Here is a 19994-nt window from a genome sequence, read left to right as displayed (position 1 = left end):
GGATTACAGTAATTCATAATTATGAATTACGCCATCAAACCATTCACTTCATCCGGGATCTCCTATGAGTAAAAACATTCAGATTGCCTCGCCAGCTCTTTACCAGGAAGTTGCCGCACGCCTCAGGGAGCGAATCTATACCCAGGACCTGAAACCTGGCGATGCGATCGACGAACAGGCTTTGGCTGCCGAATACGGGATCAGCCGCACGCCGATGCGCGAAGCCCTCAAGGTTCTCCATGCAGAGCGCCTCGTTGTTCTCGAACCGCGACGTGGCTGCTTTGTCGCCGAGCTCAAGGAACAGGACATCGATGAACTTTTTCCCTTAATGGCTTTGCTGGAGGGGCGCTGTGCCTATGAAGCGGTCAAAAAGGCCAAACCAGCAGACATAAGGCGGGTGGAGGAATTACACAAGAAGCTTGAAAAATACGCGGCGGCGAACGATGTCGATAAATATTTCGAGCAAAACTGTCTGTGCCACGAACTGGTGCAAAAGCTCGCGGGCAATTACTGGCTGGAGCGAGTCATCAATGATTTGCGGAAATTTCTGAAATTACTCCGAGGGCGGCAGCTGCAACTGCCGGGACGGTTACAGGAGTCTCTCTCCGAGCACCGCATGCTGCTGGCCGCCTTTCAGAACCGCAACCCTGCGGCGGCTGAAAAAATCATGCACGATCATCTGGTGAATCAGCATGCCGCCCTGATCATTTTTGACAGGGAGAAAAAGAACAAGGCCGTATAGGTGCCGGTATCGCCGATGCCGGTTTTTGCGATCACACAAAACAGAAAGGGATGATGTCATGGGCTACAGATATTTAGTACTTGGATTTCTGCTGGCGGCGTTCACGGTGATGGGCCTCAATGTTACGACTCCGGCCTTTGCTGAAACCAAGACGATCAAGATTTCCCACCAGTTCCCGGGCGGAACCATCGATGAGGGGGATTTTCGCGATCGCCTCTGCCGGAAATTCGCCCAGGAGGTTGAGAAGCGGACCAACGGCGAATTGAAGTTTGAAATTTACCCCTCAGGTTCGCTGGTGAAATCCAAGCAACAGTTCAATGCCATGTCCATGGGATCGCTGGATATGTCCCTGTACCCGCTGGCCTATTCCGGTGGTCAGATTCCGGAAACCAACATCACCCTCATGCCGGCCCTCATTACCAGCTACGAACAAGGTGCGGCCTGGAAGACTGCCCCGATCGGCAAGGAACTGACCCGGATCGTTGAAGAAAAAGGCGTGAAGATCCTGACCTGGGTCTGGCAGGCCGGCGGAATCGTTTCGAAGGACAAGCCGATCATCGTCCCGGACGATGTCAAGGGACTTAAAACCCGTGGCGCGGGCAAGGCGATGGACGAGATGCTTGCCGCCGCCGGCGGGGCGATCACCAGCATCCCCTCGAACGAGGTCTACAACGGCCTGCAGCAGGGAGTGCTGGATTCCGCCGTCACCTCGAGCGGATCGTTGGTCAGCTTCCGTTTGTATGAGCAGGCCAAACATGTCACCACAGCACGGGACAAGAGCTTCTGGTACATGTTCGAGCCGCTGCTGATTTCGACGGCCACCTTCAACAGCCTGACGCCGGAACAACAGAAGATCGTAATCGAGGTCGGGGCCTCCATGGAATCCTTCGCCATCGCCGAGGCCAAAAAGGACGACGAAGAAGTCGCCAAGGCCTATGCCGCCGGAGGCGCGACCGTGCACGACATGGACGAAGCGGCCTTCCAACAATGGCGCAAAATAGCCAAAGCCAGCGCCTGGAAATCCTTCGAGGAAAAAGTCAAGAACGGCAAACAGCTCATAGAAATGGCGGAATCCGTCAAATAGAATAATGACAGCGCCGCCCCGCAGTCGGGGCGGCGCTTTTTTCGGGAGAAGGCGAAATGAAGACATGCTGGCGTGGTTTCAGCCGCGCGGTGGGGCAGGTCAATACCCTGATGGGATACCTCTCCGCGGTCATGATTATCATCTGTACTATGGCTCTGACCTACGAAGTCGTCGTCCGTTACTTTTTCAATGCACCGACGAGTTGGAGCCTCGAATTCAACATCTTTATGCTGGTGGCCTCGACCTTCCTCGCTGCGGCTTATACTCAGATCAAGCGCGGCCACGTCGGCATCGGGATGTTGGACAGCATCATGTCGGCACGCTGGAACCGCTGGCGCTACCTGGTCGCTGACCTGGCCTCTCTGATTTTTTGCAGCTTCGTCAGTTATTACACCTGGAAATTCTTCTATATGGTCTGGGATCAAGGGTGGGTCACCGAATCGCCCTGGGCCCCGAAGCTCTGGATTCCCTACTTCTTCATGGCCTTTGGCCTGACATCTCTTAGCGTCCAGTGCCTGATCCAGATCATTGACGAGCACCTGGTTTCGCTGGAAAAGGGAGAATGAGCATGGGTGTTTTCGAACAAGGCCTCTTGTATGCGGCGACAACGTTGATCCTGCTGTTCAGCGGCATGCCGATCGCTTTCGCCCTCGGCGGGGTAGCCGTAGCGTTCATGCTGATCTTCATGCCTGCCATGAATATCCAGATGATCCCGGAAATCCTCTTTTCGGAACTGGACAATTTCACCCTGCTGGCCATCCCCCTGTTCATCCTGATGGGGGCCGCCATCGGCAAGACCCGCGCCGCCGAAGACCTATACGGATCGGCGCATCGCTGGATGTACAAACTCCCCGGGGGCCTCGGCGTCGCCAATGTCATCGGTTGTTCGGTCTTCGCCGCCATGTGCGGTTCGAGCCCGGCGACCTGCGCCGCCATCGGCGGCATGGGGATCCCGGAGATGCGCAAACGCGGGTATTCGTCGGGGCTGGCTTCGGGACTGATTGCCGCCGGCGGCACCCTCGGCATCCTGATCCCGCCGAGCGTCACGCTGATCATCTACGGCGTCATTGTCGAGGTCTCCATCGGCCAGTTATTCATTGCCGGGATCATCCCCGGGGTCCTGCTGACGCTCTTCTTCGGCTTTTACGTCATCTACGCCATCCAGAAAGAGAAAAAGTTCGCCTTGACCTCTGACGAAGGGAGCATAAGCCGCGAATTGCTGCAGGAGGAGAGTTTCACCTGGAAGCAGCGCTGGGAAACCCTGCCGCGTCTGGCGCCGTTTCTGATTCTTATCGTTCTGGTGATGGTGGCCATGTACGGCGGCTTCGCCACCCCTTCGGAAGTGGCCGGAGTCGGCGCCTTGGCGGCCCTGGTCATGGTCGTGGCGATCTACGGCGTCTACCGCTGGGAGGATATCAAGGTGATCCTCAGCGGGACGGCCCGCGAGAGCTGCATGATCATGGTGATCATTGCCATGGCTTTTTTGTTCACCTATGTCATGAGCTACCTGCACATCACTCAGAGTGCCGCCGAATGGATGGTCTCGCTGGACATGTCCAAGTGGGTCTTCCTCTTCTGGGTGAACATCCTGCTGCTGGTGCTCGGATTTTTCCTGCCGCCTGTGGCGATCATTCTGATGGTGACGCCGGTCATCATGCCGGGGATTCTGGCCCACGGGTTCGACCCCATCTGGTTTGGGATCATGCTGACCATCAACATGGAACTCGGCCTCATCACCCCGCCGGTCGGACTCAACCTCTTTGTCATCAACGGCATCGCTCCGGACATCACCTTCAAGGAGATCACCTGGGGTGTCCTGCCTTTCATTATCATCATGGGTCTGTTCATCGTCGTGCTCGCCGTCTTTCCGGACGTCGCGATGTGGCTCCCCAAGCTGCTGTATAAGGGAGGATAGATGAACCCGCGATCATGGACCACGCAGGCCGACAGCCGCCGCCGACGTCTGAAGCGGGCCGGCGAAATATGCCGCGGCAAAGTGGTGCCGGCCGATGCCGTGACGGCGCTGCTCGAAGCCATACTCGAGCCGGGAGACCGGGTCTGTTTGGAGGGAGACAACCAGAAGCAGGCGGATTTCCTGGCGCGGTGTCTGTCCCGGGTGAATCCGGAGCGAGTGCATGACCTGCACATGGTGCAATCGGTCATCGCCCTGCCGGAACATATCGAACTCTTCGAGCGGGGCATTGCCCGGCAGGTCGACTTCAGTTTTTCCGGGCCGGTCGGGACGCGCATGGCGCAGCTGGTGGCGGAGGGGAAGATCCAGATCGGCGCCATCCACACCTATCTCGAGCTCTTCGGACGCTACTTCATCGACCTGACGCCGCAGGTTGCGCTCATCGTCGCCCACAGCGCCGACCGCGAGGGGAATCTCTACACCGGGCCCAACACCGAGGACACCCCGACCATCGTCGAAGCGACGGCGTTCAAAAGCGGCATCGTCATCGCCCAGGTCAACCAGATCGTCGACAAGTTGCCGCGCGTCGACATCCCGGCGGACTGGATCGATTATATCGTCGAGGCACCCACCCCCCACTTCATCGAGCCCCTCTTCACCCGCGATCCGGCCCAGATCGGCGAGATCAAGATCCTGATGGCGATGATGGCCATCAAGGGGATCTACGCCGAATACGGGATCAATCGCCTGAACCATGGCGTCGGCTTCGATGCGGCGGCCATCGAACTCCTGCTGCCGACCTATGCGGAGAGTCTGGGTCTGAAGGGGAAAATCTGCCGGCACTGGATGCTCAATCCCCATCCGACCCTGATCCCGGCCATCGAAGCGGGTTTCGTGCAGAGCGTCTATTCGCCCGGTTCCGAGTTGGGGATGGAAGCTTACGTCAGCGCGCGTCCCGACGTCTTCTTCACCGGTTCCGACGGCAGCCAGCGGACCAACCGCGGCCTGAGTCATGTGGCAGGCCACTATGCCTGCGACCTGTTCATCGGCTCGACTCTGCAGATGGATCTCGACGGCAACAGTTCGACGGTGACCCTCGACAGAATTACCGGTTTCGGCGGCGCGCCCAACCTCGGCTCCGATGCCCGCGGCCGAAGGCATGGCCAGCCGGCCTGGCTCAAGGCTGGCCGACAGGCCCAGGAGCGGCCGGCAGCGATGCCGCGGGGTCGGAAACTGGTTGTACAGATGGTGGAAACCTTCCGCGAGCAGATGCAGCCGACCTTTGTCGAACGGCTCGATGCCTGGGAGGTCATGGAGAAAACCGGCATGGACCTCCCGCCGGTGATGGTCTATGGCGACGATGTCAGCCACATTGTCACCGAGGAGGGGATTGCCAACCTCCTCCTCTGCCGGACTCTCGAAGAGCGCAATGAAGCGATCCGCGGGGTGGCCGGATATACTCCCGTCGGCCAGAAACGGTCGCGCGGCATGGTCGAAAATCTGCGGGACCGGGGGATTATCCAACGCCCGGAGGACCTCGGAATCGATAAACGCCTGGCCACCCGCGACCTCCTGGCCGCCCGATCCATCAAGGAACTTGTCCACTGGTCCGGTGGGCTTTACCAGCCACCGCAACGTTTTCGCAACTGGTAGGCGGACAAGCCGGTGATTGCTTAAAAAAGGACTCGCAATGGAACATCTGAAGTTCGAATTTCAAGCCTCGGCGCAGGGGAGAATCGGGCGTCCCGTAGTCCTGGTCGGGGTTGTCTCCTCGGGGAATCTCGAAGTCATGGTTGAACACGCTGACTTCAACGGCTGCTGCCAGATCACGGTGAGCACCTCCGCCCGGGGTTTTGGCACGATCTGGCAGGCCGTCCTGGAGGATTTTGCGGCCCGCCATGATCTGGCCAACCTGAGGATCTCCATCAATGACGGAGGAGCTTCACCGGCGGTGGTCAGCCTGCGCCTGGATCAGGCCGTGGAAGAGTACCAGGGGAGGACGTCATGAGCGACCTGTCCGGCCTGAGACGGGGCCACAGCTATTATGAAGCCAACGCCCGGGGTCGTATCGCCCGATTGCTGGACGCCGACAGCTTTGTGGAAATTCTCGGCCCGGCCGAGCGCCTCACCAGCCCTCACCTCGAGTCCCTCGGACAGCCCTGCGCCTTTGATGACGGTATCGTCATCGGCCGCGGCCGTTTGAACGGCAACCCGGTCCTGATCGCCAGCCAGGAAGGCGGCTTCATGGGCGGGTCGGTCGGAGAGGTCCATGGCGCCAAGCTGACCGGCCTGCTGGAACTGGCGGCCAAGGAAAAACCGTCGGCCGTTCTGCTGCTTCTTGAATCCGGCGGGGTGCGCCTCCACGAGGCCAATGCCGGACTGATCGCTATTTCCGAGATCATCCGCGCTCTGCTTGCCGCCCGGGGGGCCGGGATTGCGGTCATCGGCCTGATCGGCGGAGTCTACGGCTGCTTCGGAGGCATGGGGATCGTGGCGCGATGCTGTGACAGCCTGATCATTAATGAAGAAGGTCGTCTCGGGTTGTCCGGACCGGATGTGATCGAAACCACCATGGGTGTCGAGGAATTCGATGCCAGCGACCGCGCCCTGGTCTGGCGCACGATGGGCGGCAAACACCGTTACCTGCTCGGGGAGGTGCAACGCCTGGTGGAGGACGATATTGCCGCCTACCGCCAGGCGGTGACGGAGACCCTCGCCCAACCGGTGCAGGCCTTGTCATTGCCGGGACTGGAAGAGGAACACCGGACCCTCAAGCACCGTCTGACACGTTATGGCGCCTGCCAGGACAGCACTGAAATCTGGGGCGACCTCGGGTTTGACGACCCGCCGCAATTACCCCTGCTGGATATCGAGAGTTTTCTGCAGGCGGCCAACCGGGTCTGTCGGAGGGAATCATGACCATCACGGCATTGCTCAACGAACTTTTCCCCTCAGGCCATGCGGTCACGGCCGCGGACGGAGTGATCACCGGCCTGGCCACAACCCCCAAAGGCGAAATGGCCGTGCTGGGGACCACCGACCATCTTGCGGTGGGCGTGGAGACCGCCTTGGCCCTCGCCGACTTCGTCCTGGAAATTGTCAGGGACCGGCCTGGCCTCCCCATTCTGATGCTGGTCGACACTCAAGGCCAGCGCCTGAGCAAAAAAGATGAACTGCTCGGCATCAATGGTTACCTGGCCCATCTGGTGAAATGCCTCGAATTGGCCAGAATGAACGGTCACCGGCTTCTGACCCTGGTTTATGCCGAGGCGGTCAGCGGGGGCTTTCTCTCCTTCGGACTGATGGCCGATGAAATTCATGCCCTTCCCGAGGCCAGGGTGCGGGTGATGAACCTGCCGGCTATGGCTCGGATTACCAAACTCCCCCTGGAACTTTTGCAGGAGTTGAGCGGGTCTTCGCCGGCCTTTGCTCCGGGAGTTGAAAGTTTTTTTCGCCTCGGAGGAGTCCAGGAAATCTGGACCCGACCCTTGGCCGAACAGTTGAACAAGGCGCTCGATCGGCCCCCTGGCGGCGACAGCCGACGGGAGGAAGGACTGGCCCGCCAGGGGAGAAAATTGGCCGGACCGGTCTCTCGCCTGGTGACCGCGGCCTAGAAATTGTCCCGAATCGTCCGGGGGAGAAATGACCCACCCCTGCGACTTAACCGACAATCGACTTATTTCAGGAGGTGCCTGTGATTCCACAGATCAAAACGATTGCTTATGCCACCGGACTGGGCACTGGAGCCCCCTATGTCTTTCGTTACGCCCTGAGTCTTGCCCGGCAGTACGATGCCAAAATCGAAATCGTCTGCGGCATGGCACCCCTCAACACCCAGGCGCAAAGAATTGCCGACACCTACCTGGGGGATAAAAAGTCCGATGAATTTCACCGCCAGGCCCGCGAACGGGTCAAGGGGGAGATTAAAAATCAGGTGGAAGCGATGTGCCGATCGGCAATTATCGATGACCCCGACGGATTCAAGTATGTCGGCACCATCAACGTGATTGAGGCCACACCCGACCAGGCCGTTCTGCAGTGCGCTCAGCGCGTGGGCGCCGATGTCATTGTCATGGGGACCCACCGCAGAACCATGGATCAGGGGGCGCTCCTCGGATCTTGTGCGGTCAAGGTCCTGCACAAATCCACCATCCCCGTCTTTCTGGTCAGGATTCCCGAAGGGTACGCGGATCTGCCGAGCAAGTCGGGAGCCCCGGAGATCATTGAATTTTGACCGGAGTCCGTTGACGTCCATTGGTCGGGTGGCCTGACAAGCCAGCCCTCCTCGGAGAAACTAACGGAAATCCCGAGAATTCAACCGGCAGAGAGGAAGGAGCGAAGGAAATTTCCCTGGGCGATATTTGTTGTATACAAGAATAACTTTTTGGTATACAAAGACTGGGCGATATTCAGAAACCGGAATGACGGCAGTGTCCGCGGGTATCGTTTGACATCCCTGGCCGAAAATCTGCAACTCAATGGGTGAATCGAATGAACAGCATCGCTTACGCTTTAATGGCCTACGGGCTCACCGCCCTGATATCGCTGGCAGTGGTGGGGCTGATCGTCGTCATCAACCGCCTGATGGGGAAATCCGATTCCGGCAACGAGCAGGAGGCTGACTGATCATGGACCAACTCATCCATCTTTTCCCGGGCATTGGCTCCTTCTTTGTCGATGAACCGCTCGTTGCCATCTCCCGAGTCGTTTTGATTGTTTTCGGCATGGTCCTGGCCTACTACGGTTTCAAACGCACTCTGGAACCTCTGATCATGGTCCCCATGGGTCTCGGCATGATTGCCGTCAATTGCGGCGTCCTTTTTCTCGACGGCGGTGCCACGGGAAACATCATTCTCAATCCGCTGGCAAGCGACCCCGACACCCTGATCAACCTCCTGCAGGTCAACTTTCTTCAGCCGGTCTACAATTTCACCTTCAGCAACGGACTGGTGGCCTGCCTGGTCTTTATGGGCATCGGTGCCATGAGCGACATCAGCTTTCTCCTCATGCGTCCCTGGGCCTGCATCATCGTGGCCATCTTCGCCGAAATGGGAACATTCGCCACCCTGGTTATCGGGCTCAAGCTCGGGCTGCAGCCCGGAGAGGCGGCCGCTGTGGCCACCATCGGCGGGGCTGACGGACCCATGGTCCTCTTCACGTCCCTGATGCTCGCCAAGGACCTCTTCGTTCCGATTTCCATCATCGCCTACCTTTACCTGAGTCTGACCTATGTCGGCTATCCCTACCTGGTCAAGCTCCTTATCCCCGCCAGATATCGCGGCATTGAAACCGATTTTGAAATGGGCTTCGTCTCCAAAAAGAAGAAATTCATCTCCATCCTGGTGATCAACACGGTCCTCTGCCTGCTCCTCCCCGTTGCGGCACCGTTGATCATGTCCTTTTTCATCGGCATGGCGATCAAGGAGGCGGAAATCGAGCCTTTGCACGCCCTGCTGGAAAGCACCATCCTCTATGGCGGGACCTTCTTTCTCGGGCTCCTTCTCGGTGTCCTTTGCGATGCCAAAACCATTCTCAACCCCAAGGTGGGCATCCTCGTCGTCCTCGGCATTGTCGCCCTGACGATCTCGGCTCTGGGCGCCATCCTTGGCGGTTGGATCATGTACCTGGTCACCAAACGCAATTTCAACCCGGTCATCGGCATTGCCGGAGTGTCCTGCATGCCCACGACCGCCAAGATCGCCCAGAAGATTGCCATGGAAGAGAATCCCTACTGCATGATCATGCCCTTAGCGATGGGCTCCAGCCTCAGCGGACTCATCGTATCGGCCATCGCCGCCGGGGTTTTCATCTCCACCATCGGCATGCTGACCCCCTGAGGTTCTGTCCGTCGGTTTCATAATTCGATCCCGTTTTAGTGCCCGAGTCGGTCTTGATCCTTTGTCTCAAACAAGGAAAGCGGCAATGAAAGAAACAAAAAGGTGGGACACGCGGAAGACCGATTATCTGGAACGGATGAGCGGTGCGACGCCCTATATCCACAACGGCAAGGTGGTGGCGGCCGCAGAGACCACCCGGGTCCTTGAAGCCGTCATCCGCCCCTTCGATCGGGTCAATATTGAAGGGAATAATCAGAAGCAGGCGGATTTTCTCGCCGAAGCGCTGAGTAAATGCGATACCCGGCGCATCCATGATCTGCATATGGTGCAGTCGGCCGTGCCGCTGCCGGTGCACCTCGACCTGTTCGAGATCGGCATCGCCAAAAAACTGGATTTCGCCTACAGCGGACCGATGGGAGGGCGCCTGGCCGAGGCCATCAAACAGGGGAAACTCGAACTTGGCGCCATCCATACCTATCTGGAACTCTTCGCCCGTTACTTTATCGACCTGACGCCTCGCGTCTCCCTGATCTGCGCCTATGAGGGGGATGCCGACGGCAACCTTTACACCGGGTTCAACACCGAAGATACGCCCGCCATCGTCGAGGCCACCAAATTCAGCCAGGGGATCGTCATCGCCCAGGTCAACAAACTGGTGGACAAAGTCACGCGGGTGGATATCCCCGGCGAATGGGTGGACATCGTCATCGAATCGCCGAAACCCTTCTTCCTCGAGCCCCTCTTTACCCGCGATCCGGCCAATATCACCGATACTCAGGTGCTTATGGCGATGATGGCGATCAAGGGAATTTACGGTGAGTACGGCGTCAAGCGCCTCAATCACGGCATCGGCTTCAACACGGCGGCGATCGAACTGATCCTCCCCACCTACGGAGAAGAACTGGGCCTTAAGGGGAAAATCTGTACGCAGTTTGCCCTGAATCCGCACCCCACCCTGATTCCGGCCATTGAGAGCGGCTGGGTGGAATCGATCCATAGTTTCGGCGGCGAACTCGGCATGCAGAAATATTGCGAGGCCCGCGGAGACGTCTTTTTCCTCGGTCCCGACGGCACTATGCGTTCCAACCGGGCCTTCAGCCAGACCGCCGGTCATTATGCCTGCGACCTGTTCATCGGCGGGACCCTGCAGATCGACAAGTACGGCAACAGCAGCACGGCCACGGCGACGCGTGTGGCCGGTTTCGGGGGCGCCCCCAATATGGGTTGTGACGCCAAGGGTCGTCGCCACCCGAGCGACGCCTGGCTCAAATGCGGTGCGGAGTTCACTTCCCAGCAGGAGTACCTCGGACCCATGCCTCGCGGCAAGCGCCTGGTGGTTCAGATGCTGGAGAGTTTCGGGGAGAAGATGGTCCCCTCCTTCGTCGACGAACTCGATGCCTGGAAACTGGCCAAAAACGCCAAACTGGCGCTGCCGCCGGTGATGATTTACGCCGATGACCTGACCCACATCCTCACCGAAGAGGGGATTGCCTTTCTGCACAAATGCCGCAATCTCGAAGAGCGGATGGCGGCCATCCGTGCTGTCGCCGGCTATACGGAAGTGGGCCTGGCGGCCAAACCGGCACAAACCCAGGCGTTGCGGGACAGGGGGATCATCCGGACTCCCGAAGACCTGGGCATCGACCGGAGCCGGGCCAATCGTTCGCTTCTGGCCGCCAAGAACATCAGAGAACTCGTGGATTGGTCCGGCGGGCTTTACGATCCACCCGCCCGGTTCAGAAATTGGTAGCAACCGGAGGTCCTGCATTATGGCAAAACAGCTGCATGAACTCATCTTTGAGTTGAAAGCGGAAAAACCCCGGGACTTTCCCGCGGATTTCCTCCATTTCGGCGTGGTCGGTTCCGGTGACATGGAAGTCATCATGGAGCCCCGGGACCTCTGCGGTGCGGTCAGGGTGAAAATCGTCACCCCGGTCACCGGCTATGCCGAAGTGTGGCGGCGCGTCCTGGAGCGATTTGTCAACGACACCGGAGTGGCCAACGCCGTCCTTGAGATCAATGACAACAACGCGACTCCGGTCGTCGTCTCGCTGCGACTGCGCCAGGCGCTGTCGGAAATATCCGGGGAGGATCGGGATGTCTAGCCGATGGGACAGCCTTCAGCAACGCAGTTTCCTCGAGTGCAGCGCGCGCACCCGCGCCCTCGGCCTGGTGGATGCCGGCACCTTCACCGAACTGGCCGGACCCAGGCACCGGTTTTCCAGTCCGCATCTCCCCCTGCTCGGCGAGGCGGTGGAATTCGATGACGGCATCGTCACCGGCGTCGGCCTGCTCGGCACAAAACCCCTGTTCGTGGCTTCCCAGGAAGGGCGCTTTATCGGCGGATCCGTCGGCGAAGTGCACGGAGCGAAGCTGGTCAACATTGTGCGCCTGGCCCGCAAGGCCTACGACAGGATGCTGGCCGCCAACCCGGAGCTCCCCGAGGCAAAGCGCCCGGCGGTGGTCATCTCCTTCGAAACCGGCGGCGTCCGGCTGCATGAAGCCAATGCGGGTCTGCTGGCGCACGCGGAACTGATGGATCAGTTTCAAGACTGCAAGGGGAAGGTGCCCATCGTCTCCTTGATCGGCAGCCGGGTCGGTTGTTTTGGCGGCATGGGTTTCGTGGCGGCGGCCACCGACGCGATTATCATGAGCCAGTTCGGACGTCTCGGGCTGACCGGCCCCGAGGTCATCGAAGAAGAATTGGGGAAAGACGAGTTCGATGCCTCGGACCGGGCCCTGGTTTACCGGACCACCGGCGGCAGGCATAAATACATCATGGGCGACTGCAATTTCCTGGTGGCCGACTCCATCGCCGCCTTCCGCGCCGCCCTGCAGAAAGTCCTGGCCAAACCCTATGCGGAGATAGCGGCCCTGAGCTGTATCGGCAGCCTGGAAAAGATCCGGGCTCAGCTCAGGTGGGTTGACCTTTGTGTCGCCACCGCCCCGAAAGACGCCAGGGATGTCTGGAGAGCCGCGGGGAATGAAAATCCCGACGACCTGACGGATATGCCACTCGACGAGTTTCTGCAAACGGTCAAACGCCTCACGAACCTCTGCTAGGGGGATAACATGGAAGATCTGATCGGCCAGGGGCGTGCCGCCCTAGAGATGATCGTGGATCCCGAAAGTTTCCGGGAGGGGGAAGTCGGTGACCTGCGGGTGACCGACGAGGATTTCGGCGCCAGCGCCGTCATCGGCACCGCCGCGCTCAACGGCGAGGCCTGCACGGTCATTGCCAGCGACGCCATGACCGCCAATCCCAAATTCCCCGTGGTCTACGCCGGCATCATCGGCCTGGAAGAGGGGTATAAAATGGCCCTTGCTGTCTACCACAGCATCAGGGCCGATCGCGACCGGCCCCTGGCCGAAAAACGCCCCCTCCTTCTGATCGTCGACACCCCCGGCAACGGCCCCGGCAAGCAGGAGGAGATCTTCGGCATGAACAAGGCCACCGGTGCCTACCAGCTGGCGCTGGCCGAAGCCCGCAAAGCGGGGCATCCGATCGTGGCGATCGTCGTCGGGCGGGCCATCTCCGGCGGATTCCTCTGCCATGGCCTGCAGGCCGACCATGTCTTGTCCCTCGGCCCCCAGTTCCATACCATGATCCACGTGATGCCGATCACCAGCATTTCCCGCATCACCAAGCTCGATATCGAGTGGCTGCAGGAACTGGCCAGGGACAACCCGGTCTTTGCCGCCGGCCCGGACTTCTTTTATCAGCTTGGCGGTGTGGAGGAGCTCATCGACAGCATCGAAGCCATGCGTGAGCGGGTCATTGCCCATGTCGCTGAAGTGCGGGGGAAAAAACTCGCCGGCAGGGACGAGGAGCTCGGTCCCTGGGGACGGGGTCTCCTGGCCGCCGAAAGAGGGAGCCGTCTGACCCGGCGCAAGGTTATGCAGACAATGGATGACGAGTTTGCCGCAGTATCCGGAAGATATCTGTCTTAACCTGCTGGGGCTCGGTTCCTCTAACGGGACGCTGGGAAAGGATGGGGCATGTCGGACCTGTTGAAAAATCTTGCGGACATGGTGGATGAATTCGCTACGGCGCCGACCCTGGAAACGGTGGACCGGCGCACCCTCGCCGACAAGGGGATTGCCGGCGCGACGGCCGCGCACGTCATCGAGGAGATTCATACTCCCTACAATCTGGCCTTCGTGAGTTTCACCACCGGGTCCACCGCCTTCCAGAATATCGTCGGCGTCACCCATGCCGAACTCCCCGAAAGAGCCAGGGCGTCCCTCAAGGCCTTCCGGCTGGCGGGGGTCTCCCCCGGCAGTCATCTCCTGGTCTCCTACGCGCCGTTGGTGAATGTCTTTCCGACGGCGGCCCTGACCGAATTCGGCCTGACCTGGAACTTTCCCCAACGCTCCAGCCGCGATGCCTTCATCCTGACGTTGTGCAGGGACAAGCCGGCCGTTGTCCTGGGTGAATCCAGTTTTATACGCGCCTCGCTGGAAGAAGCCCGCACCCTCGGGCTGGCAGACCGGATCCCCCGCGACCTGATCCTCTTCACGGCCGGCACGACCCTCGACCTGGAACTCCTGCCGATCGCTGAAACCTTTGGCTGGCAGGTGCACGATCTCTACGGCTGCCAGGAATTCGGCTGGCTGACCCTGGACGGCATCCCGCTGCGCGACGATATCGGCCTCATCCCCTCGTCCCACCAGGAGCATTTCAGCGAACTTGTGGTGGGCGGACTGCCGATGGGGGACAGCTTTCCCATCAGCGCCTCCGGCCATGTCTGCCGGGTGGCCGGACAGCCCGCAGGAGAAATCATCACCTATCGCCGCCAGCGCACCCATCCGGAATATGAAGTCTATGTCAGTGCCACCACTCTCGGTTCGGCAGAAACGGTGGGCCGCGTTGCCAGGACGATCCTGCGCATCAAGGGGCGGGTCGTGAAGGTCCGGCCCGATCTGAAGCTCGGTGCACCGGAGAGCGTCCTGGAGCTGGTGCCGGCCCTTGGCGCGCGGGGCTGTTGCCCGGAGGTGGCGGCCGTCTTCACCGGACCCGGGAAGACCCGGATGTTTGATCTCATGGTCCAGGCCCAGCTCGAACTGCAACAGACGGCCAAAACAGACCCGACCTGGCACAAGACCCGCTGAACGCCACGGCTTAAAAACTCACGATCGAGGGAGAGCATGAACCTGAAGCGGCACACCCTGCTGGACATCACCGACAGCGGACGAGACGCCATTCTCGCCGATTTGGCGGGAAGCGCCCCCGACGGACCGCTGCTCAGGGAACGCTATGCACCCGTTCTGCTGCCGGAAATGGCGGGGGCACGGGTCCCGGGCGTGGTCCGCCGGGAAGAGGGGCCCCTGCGCCCCGGTTGGATCCCGGTCGGCTTCAGTGCCCCTCTCCCCGGTCGAGACGGGCGTCTGCGGGTCGCCGCCTTTGTCCGTCGGGAGGATATCGCGACGACAACGAGTCCCTACGAACTCCTGTTATGGCCCGGTCCCCCACCCCGCAATCCATGCACCGGGGCCCTTGCGGCGGCCAGGAGAGAGGCCCGGGCCTTAGGTCTTTGTCTCGGAGTCTGGGGTTCGGCCGCATCGGAGCTTTATACGGGATTGCCCTGCACCCACCAGGACTCGGACCTGGACCTCCTGGTGGCGCCTGCCCCCCGGGAGGCGCTCTTTGAATTTCTCTGCAAAATCGCCGACATCGAAAGGGACTTTGCCCTGCGCATCGACATCGAACTCGACCTGCCCAATGGCTACGGGGTGCACCTGAAGGAACTCTTCGGCGAGGGACAGACGGTTCTCGGCAAAAGCCTCGCCGATGTCGCCCTCTTTCCCCGGGAAAGGCTATGGACGGAACTGCCGCAGGAGGAGTTGCCAACCAGCCTGCCCATGACAGGGGGTGGCCATGGCTGAGCAGATCCAGGAAGAATTCGGCCGTCAGGCCACCCGTATGGCTTCGGCGCCGGCGTTTCAGGATGCCCGGACCCTGCGAAGCATCGGCGCCGCCCTCGGTCCGGCCCCGGCCGGTCGGGTTCTGGAGATCGCCTGCGGACCCGGCATCGTCGCCGAAGCCATCGCTCCGCTCGCCTCCGAACTGGTCTGCCTGGACGCCACCCCCGAAATGCTGGCCCTGGCCCGGGCGCGTCTGGAGAAATCCGGCCGGTCCAACGTGACCTTTTGCGAGGCTTTCGCCGAGGCCCTCCCCTTTTGCGCCGCCGAGTTCGACGTCATCGTCACCCGCCTGTCCTTTCACCATTTTACCGATATCCAGGCGGTTCTTGCCGAGTGCCGCCGTGTCCTGCGCCCGCAGGGGAGGTTGATCGCGGCGGATATCCTCTCCTCCCCGGACCCGACGGAATCGAGGCTGCATAACGCCCTTGAACAGTTGCGCGATCCGACGCATGTGCACATGTTCTCAAGGGAGGAATTTCTGGCCGCCCTGCGTTTCGGCGGCTTCGAATCGACGGCGGAGGAAGATTGGCAACAGCCGCGCAACTTTTCCGAATGGGCGCGAATCGTCTCGGTGCCGGGACGCACCGAACCGATCCGCGAGGTCATGGGGGCCTTGTCCCGAGCCGGTCTCCAGGCGGGAATTCAATTGCACGAAGCCGATGGCGACCTCCGATTCACCCACAGCTGGATCCTTGTCACCGCCGTATCCGGTATAACGGAGAACGGATAACAGGGAGGATTTTTATGCCTGTCCTTCGTCCTTGAACTGACTCGAATAATAACTCACAGGAGGTTAATTGTGGAAATCAAAGCAAGAATGCCGGGTAAAGTGGAAGCGATAAACGTCAATGTCGGCGATAAGGTGGAGAAGGGGCAGAAAGTCATCGTCTGCGAAGCGATGAAGATGAAGAATCCAATTCCCAGCCCCTGCGACGGTACGGTTACGGCGATCAAGGTCGTGGCCGGTGCCCGCATCAATGCAGGGGACGTCCTTCTGATCATCGAATAACAGGCCCGAGCCTCTACGGCCGGTTCAACATCGGCTCCACGGGGCCATGCCGAGAAACCTTAAAACGTGAGGTCACCCATGGTGAAGGGGCCAATCCCGTTACGTCGTTCAGAGCGACTGCGGGAAATAATCGAGGAGCGCATTGCCACCGGTATCTACCTGCCGGGCATGCCGCTTGACGAGACGGAACTGGCGACGGAATTCAAGGTATCAAGGACGCCGGTTCGCGAAGCGCTGATGCAACTGGCTTTTTCAGGGCTGATCGTCATGCAGCCGCGGCGCAGTGCCGTCGTCGCCGAAGTCAGCCCGCAGCGCATCTGCGAAATGTTCGAGGTGATGGCCGAACTCGAAGCGATGTGCGGGCGGCTTGCTGCCCGGCGCATGACCGATGCTGACCAGCATGCCTTGCTTGAAGCCCATCAGGCCTGCAAGGAGGCCGGAGAAAAGAACGACCCGGATGAATATTACCGGCGGAACGAAGAGTTTCATTCCGCCCTCTATGCGGCCAGCCATAACGGCTTCCTGATCGACGAATGCAAAAACCTCAAACGTCGGGTGAGTGCCTACCGGCGCCTTCAGCTGCGGGTAAGGGACCGGATGAGAACCTCCCATGAGGAGCATACCGAAGTCTATATGGCGATCGTCACCGGTGACGGCGAACTGGCGGCAAACCTCCTTAAAGATCATATTATCGTGCAGGGCGAACGTTTCGCCGATCTGATCTCAACCCTGTAGTGGGTTGGATTCAGTTTAGGCCTGTCGTTTCCCGGGGAGGACCACCATGAACAAACAGCCGAAAACACATCCCGGCCCAAGGTTTTTCCCCCGGCCGATCGATCGTCCTTCCCCCCGGTCCATCGGCCTGGCCGCCCTGCAGTCCCTCCATCAGGAGCTGAGCGCCTACCCCAAACCCGGGCTGGTCAGCCCTGTCGACAGCGGCAGCCACAGTGACATGGACGCCGCCACCTTTTTCCGCAGTCTCTTTTCCCTGCGCGGGTATTTCCGCGAGATTGCCCTGGCCGGCATGGGCAACGCCCCTTTTGCCGCCTTAAAGGAGCTCGGCATCGCTGCCGAAGAGCGGATGCTCAAAGCAACGCGGGGGGTCAACACCCATCGCGGGGCGATCTTCAACCTCGGGCTTTTGGCCGCCGCCGCAGGGCACCTTCGGAACGCCGACCTGTCGCTGCAAAACGAGGCACTGGCGGTAGTCGTCCGTGAGCGCTGGGGGGAGGCCATCCGCCTGCATGGCACCCGGTTGCCCAGGATCAGTCACGGCAGTCAGGTCGCCGCAAATCACGGCGTCGGGGGTGCCCTCCTCGAGGCATCCTCCGGTTTCCCCCACGTGTTCAAGGTCGGCCTGCCGGCGCTGCAAAAAAGTCTCCATCAAGGTGCCGACCCGAACAGCGCCGCGGTCCAATGCCTGTTCGCTCTGATGGAGGTCCTCCCCGATACGAACCTTCTCTATCGGGGGGGAGAGCAGGGGTTGACCTTCGCTCAGGAGTCGGCCCGGGCCTTTCTCGCCGCCGGCGGGGTTCATCGTCCCGGCTGGCAGCTTCATGCCGGCGCCATCCATCGCGAGTTCGTCGCACTCAATCTCAGCCCGGGGGGGAGTGCCGACCTTCTCGCCGCGACGCTGTTCGTTTACCGCCTGCAATCTTAGGCTCTGGCAAAACGGCGGCGAGCCCGCAGCCGTTTTGAAACACCCCTGAAAAGGATGAAGCATGAAAGGGCTTGGCATTCTCTGCTCCGGACAGGGGAACCAGCATCCGGAGATGTTCGACCTGTTGGACGGGGACGAAGCGGCCGGCAAGGTTCTCCATCTTTCCGCCAATCTCCTGGGGAGCCCTCCCGATGCTCTGGCCAGGAAAGCGGATCCCCGGGAGCTCTTCCGGAACGCGCTGGCCCAGCCGCTGATCTCCTCCCTGCAACTGGCCACCTGGGCAGCACTGCGGAACCGCCTGCCGACGCCCCGCGTCTTCGGCGGCTACAGCCTCGGCGAGCTCCCCGCCTATGGCTGTGCCGGAGCCCTGAGCACAGAGGAAACCCTGTCCCTGGCAACCCGGCGGGCGGCCCTGATGGATGCGGCCTCTCCTCCGGCCTCCGGCCTCTCCGCCCTGCGCGGGCTGGGACGTGCCCAGATCGAGGGACTCTGCCGTGAAACCGGGGCCGAGATGGCCATCGTCAACGGGCCAGACCATTTCATCGTCGGCGGATCCGAGGAGATCCTGACCCTTCTCGAGTCCCTCGCCCTGGAAACGGGCGCCCAAACCGTGCGACGCCTGCAGGTCGGCGTCCCCTCCCATACCTCGGTCCTCGCCGAAGCCGGCCGGGGCTTTCACTCCCTGCTGGAAGCCTCCGCCCTGACCAACCCGCCGGTTCCCATTCTGGCAGGGATCAGCGGCGCGGTGGTTCGGCGCCGCGAGGAGGGCATCGCTGCCCTGACGCAGCAGATCTCCCAGACGCTCAACTGGGCGGCGTGCATGGCCGCGGCCTGGGAGATGGGCTGCAGGGTCTTTCTCGAATTGGGCCCGGGGACGGCCCTGACAAAAATGGTTCAGGACGTCTACCCGGAGGCCAAGGCGCGCTCGGTGGATGAATTTCGTTCGCTTAAAGGGGTGACAAGCTGGGTTCTGAAACATTGCGGATAGAAGGCGGGGTGGACAGATGTCCTTGATGACGATCATGGCGATTCTTCTCGGCGGCGTCTTCGCCGGCTTTCTCACCGGGCTGCTCGGAGTGGGCGGGGGAGTCGTGATGGTGCCGACTCTCTATCAAATTTTTCTCGCCCAGGGCGTAACCACGCGCACAGCCTTTATGACCGCCGTCGCCACCAGCCTCTTTGTCATGATTTTCAGCGGCGCCTATGCCGCCTACATCCATCGCCAGAATGGTCTGCTCGACCGAAATCTTGTTTTGTGGACCGGCTTGGGGACGATCTTCGGCGCCATATTCGGTGCCCATTTACTGATCGTCAGCGACGACCGATGGGTGCGTTTCGGTTTCGGCATTTTCCTCTGGGCGGTGGCGGCGTCGATGTATCTCCCCACGGCCAAGGAGCGCCTTAAGGGTCACATCCCCTCCACCGGCTATAAAGCTGGATTGGTTTTGACCGGCATTTTGATGGGGATCGTTTCCGGACTCTTCGGGATTGGCGGCACGACGCTGGTCGTCCCGGCGCTGGTGGTTTTTTTCGGCGTCACGATCCATCAGGCCATCGCCACGGCCACGGCCTTGATCGTGGTCACCGCCCTCTCGGGGGCGAGTTCCTACCTGCTGGCCGGTTTCAATGACCCGCAAACCATGATTCCCGGCGCCGGGTGGGTGCATCCGCTGGCGGCATTGGTCATGATCCTGGGCGCCTTTACGGCCAGCCGCCTGGGCATTCGCATCGCGATGCGCATTCCCCGTCCCCAGCTCAAGGGCCTCATGGTCGTCTTCCAGTTGATTGTCGGCGCCCGGTTTATTTTTTTCTGATTCTTCGACCC

Annotated in this window: 23 protein-coding genes; all 23 read left to right on the top strand. The window is 60.6% G+C overall.

The features are described 5' to 3' along the window. Positions 1–64: 64 nt before the first annotated feature. The 23 genes from DSOUD_RS01975 (at position 65) to DSOUD_RS01870 (ending at position 19983) form a co-directional block, all read left to right on the top strand. Positions 65–742, top strand: coding sequence for a GntR family transcriptional regulator (locus DSOUD_RS01975; RefSeq protein WP_096335418.1), 678 nt, complete (start codon positions 65–67; stop codon positions 740–742). A 58-nt stretch (positions 743–800) separates the two neighbouring features. After that, positions 801–1826 carry a TRAP transporter substrate-binding protein DctP gene (dctP, locus tag DSOUD_RS01970; protein ID WP_053549421.1) on the top strand — a complete coding sequence of 342 codons (1026 nt, stop codon included), beginning with the start codon at positions 801–803 and terminating at the stop codon, positions 1824–1826. 56 nt (positions 1827–1882) lie between these two features. Beyond that, positions 1883–2392, top strand: a complete 510-nt coding sequence (locus DSOUD_RS01965) for a TRAP transporter small permease subunit (RefSeq protein ID WP_053549420.1) — start codon at positions 1883–1885, stop codon at positions 2390–2392. Between the two features lie 2 nt (positions 2393–2394). Further along, positions 2395–3741 (top strand): TRAP transporter large permease, encoded by a 1347-nt coding sequence (locus DSOUD_RS01960; protein ID WP_053549419.1) that lies wholly within the window; start codon positions 2395–2397, stop codon positions 3739–3741. Further along, positions 3742–5391, top strand: coding sequence for a malonate decarboxylase subunit alpha (gene mdcA, locus DSOUD_RS01955; protein ID WP_053549418.1), 1650 nt, complete (start codon positions 3742–3744; stop codon positions 5389–5391). Positions 5392–5428: 37 nt separating this feature from the next. Continuing rightward, positions 5429–5746 carry a malonate decarboxylase acyl carrier protein gene (gene mdcC / locus DSOUD_RS01950; RefSeq protein ID WP_053549417.1) on the top strand — a complete coding sequence of 106 codons (318 nt, stop codon included), beginning with the start codon at positions 5429–5431 and terminating at the stop codon, positions 5744–5746. Next, positions 5743–6657, top strand: coding sequence for a biotin-independent malonate decarboxylase subunit beta (locus DSOUD_RS01945; protein ID WP_053549416.1), 915 nt, complete (start codon positions 5743–5745; stop codon positions 6655–6657). Before mdcC (DSOUD_RS01950) ends, DSOUD_RS01945 begins: the two co-directional genes overlap by 4 nt. Next, positions 6654–7352, top strand: a complete 699-nt coding sequence (gene mdcE, locus DSOUD_RS01940; protein WP_053549415.1) for a biotin-independent malonate decarboxylase subunit gamma — start codon at positions 6654–6656, stop codon at positions 7350–7352. Before DSOUD_RS01945 ends, mdcE (DSOUD_RS01940) begins: the two co-directional genes overlap by 4 nt. A gap of 80 nt (positions 7353–7432) precedes the next feature. Continuing rightward, positions 7433–7972, top strand: a complete 540-nt coding sequence (locus DSOUD_RS01935) for a universal stress protein (protein WP_053549414.1) — start codon at positions 7433–7435, stop codon at positions 7970–7972. Between the two features lie 257 nt (positions 7973–8229). Beyond that, the gene (locus DSOUD_RS18950) at positions 8230–8364 is read left to right on the top strand and encodes a hypothetical protein (RefSeq protein WP_269745862.1); all 135 of its coding nucleotides are present in this window, start codon (positions 8230–8232) and stop codon (positions 8362–8364) included. 2 nt (positions 8365–8366) lie between these two features. Beyond that, positions 8367–9575 (top strand): Na+-transporting malonate decarboxylase, carboxybiotin decarboxylase subunit, encoded by a 1209-nt coding sequence (gene madB, locus DSOUD_RS01930; protein WP_096335417.1) that lies wholly within the window; start codon positions 8367–8369, stop codon positions 9573–9575. Between the two features lie 85 nt (positions 9576–9660). Further along, a complete protein-coding gene (mdcA, locus tag DSOUD_RS01925; protein ID WP_053549412.1) occupies positions 9661–11325 on the top strand; it encodes a malonate decarboxylase subunit alpha in 1665 nt (554 codons plus the stop codon). A gap of 19 nt (positions 11326–11344) precedes the next feature. Next, a complete protein-coding gene (gene mdcC, locus DSOUD_RS01920) occupies positions 11345–11680 on the top strand; it encodes a malonate decarboxylase acyl carrier protein (RefSeq protein WP_053549411.1) in 336 nt (111 codons plus the stop codon). Then, on the top strand, positions 11673–12638 hold the full coding sequence (locus DSOUD_RS01915; protein ID WP_053549410.1) for a biotin-independent malonate decarboxylase subunit beta: 966 nt from the start codon (positions 11673–11675) through the stop codon (positions 12636–12638). Before mdcC (DSOUD_RS01920) ends, DSOUD_RS01915 begins: the two co-directional genes overlap by 8 nt. A gap of 9 nt (positions 12639–12647) precedes the next feature. Further along, entirely contained in the window at positions 12648–13526 is an 879-nt protein-coding gene (gene mdcE, locus DSOUD_RS01910; protein WP_053549409.1) for a biotin-independent malonate decarboxylase subunit gamma, read from the top strand. 48 nt (positions 13527–13574) lie between these two features. Next, positions 13575–14687, top strand: coding sequence for an acyl carrier protein (locus DSOUD_RS01905; protein ID WP_053549408.1), 1113 nt, complete (start codon positions 13575–13577; stop codon positions 14685–14687). A 36-nt stretch (positions 14688–14723) separates the two neighbouring features. After that, complete coding sequence (gene mdcG / locus DSOUD_RS01900) at positions 14724–15461, top strand: malonate decarboxylase holo-[acyl-carrier-protein] synthase (RefSeq protein ID WP_053549407.1); 738 nt, start codon at positions 14724–14726, stop codon at positions 15459–15461. Continuing rightward, positions 15454–16230, top strand: a complete 777-nt coding sequence (locus tag DSOUD_RS01895; RefSeq protein WP_053549406.1) for a class I SAM-dependent methyltransferase — start codon at positions 15454–15456, stop codon at positions 16228–16230. Before mdcG ends, DSOUD_RS01895 begins: the two co-directional genes overlap by 8 nt. 18 nt (positions 16231–16248) lie before the next feature. After that, positions 16249–16509, top strand: a complete 261-nt coding sequence (locus DSOUD_RS01890; RefSeq protein WP_341475715.1) for a biotin/lipoyl-containing protein — start codon at positions 16249–16251, stop codon at positions 16507–16509. 78 nt (positions 16510–16587) lie between these two features. Beyond that, on the top strand, positions 16588–17244 hold the full coding sequence (locus DSOUD_RS01885; protein ID WP_053549404.1) for a GntR family transcriptional regulator: 657 nt from the start codon (positions 16588–16590) through the stop codon (positions 17242–17244). 46 nt (positions 17245–17290) lie between these two features. Further along, a complete protein-coding gene (gene mdcB / locus DSOUD_RS01880) occupies positions 17291–18169 on the top strand; it encodes a triphosphoribosyl-dephospho-CoA synthase MdcB (RefSeq protein ID WP_082351009.1) in 879 nt (292 codons plus the stop codon). A gap of 61 nt (positions 18170–18230) precedes the next feature. After that, positions 18231–19157, top strand: coding sequence for a malonate decarboxylase subunit epsilon (locus DSOUD_RS01875; RefSeq protein ID WP_053549403.1), 927 nt, complete (start codon positions 18231–18233; stop codon positions 19155–19157). Positions 19158–19173: 16 nt separating this feature from the next. Beyond that, positions 19174–19983 (top strand): sulfite exporter TauE/SafE family protein, encoded by an 810-nt coding sequence (locus DSOUD_RS01870; protein WP_053549402.1) that lies wholly within the window; start codon positions 19174–19176, stop codon positions 19981–19983. Positions 19984–19994 lie beyond the last annotated feature (11 nt).

The organism is Desulfuromonas soudanensis (assembly GCF_001278055.1).
GTDB classification, from domain to species: Bacteria; Desulfobacterota; Desulfuromonadia; order Desulfuromonadales; family WTL; genus Deferrimonas; species Deferrimonas soudanensis.
The sequence above is the reverse complement of the archived record's forward strand: the minus strand, read 5'-3'. Positions and strand labels throughout refer to the sequence as shown.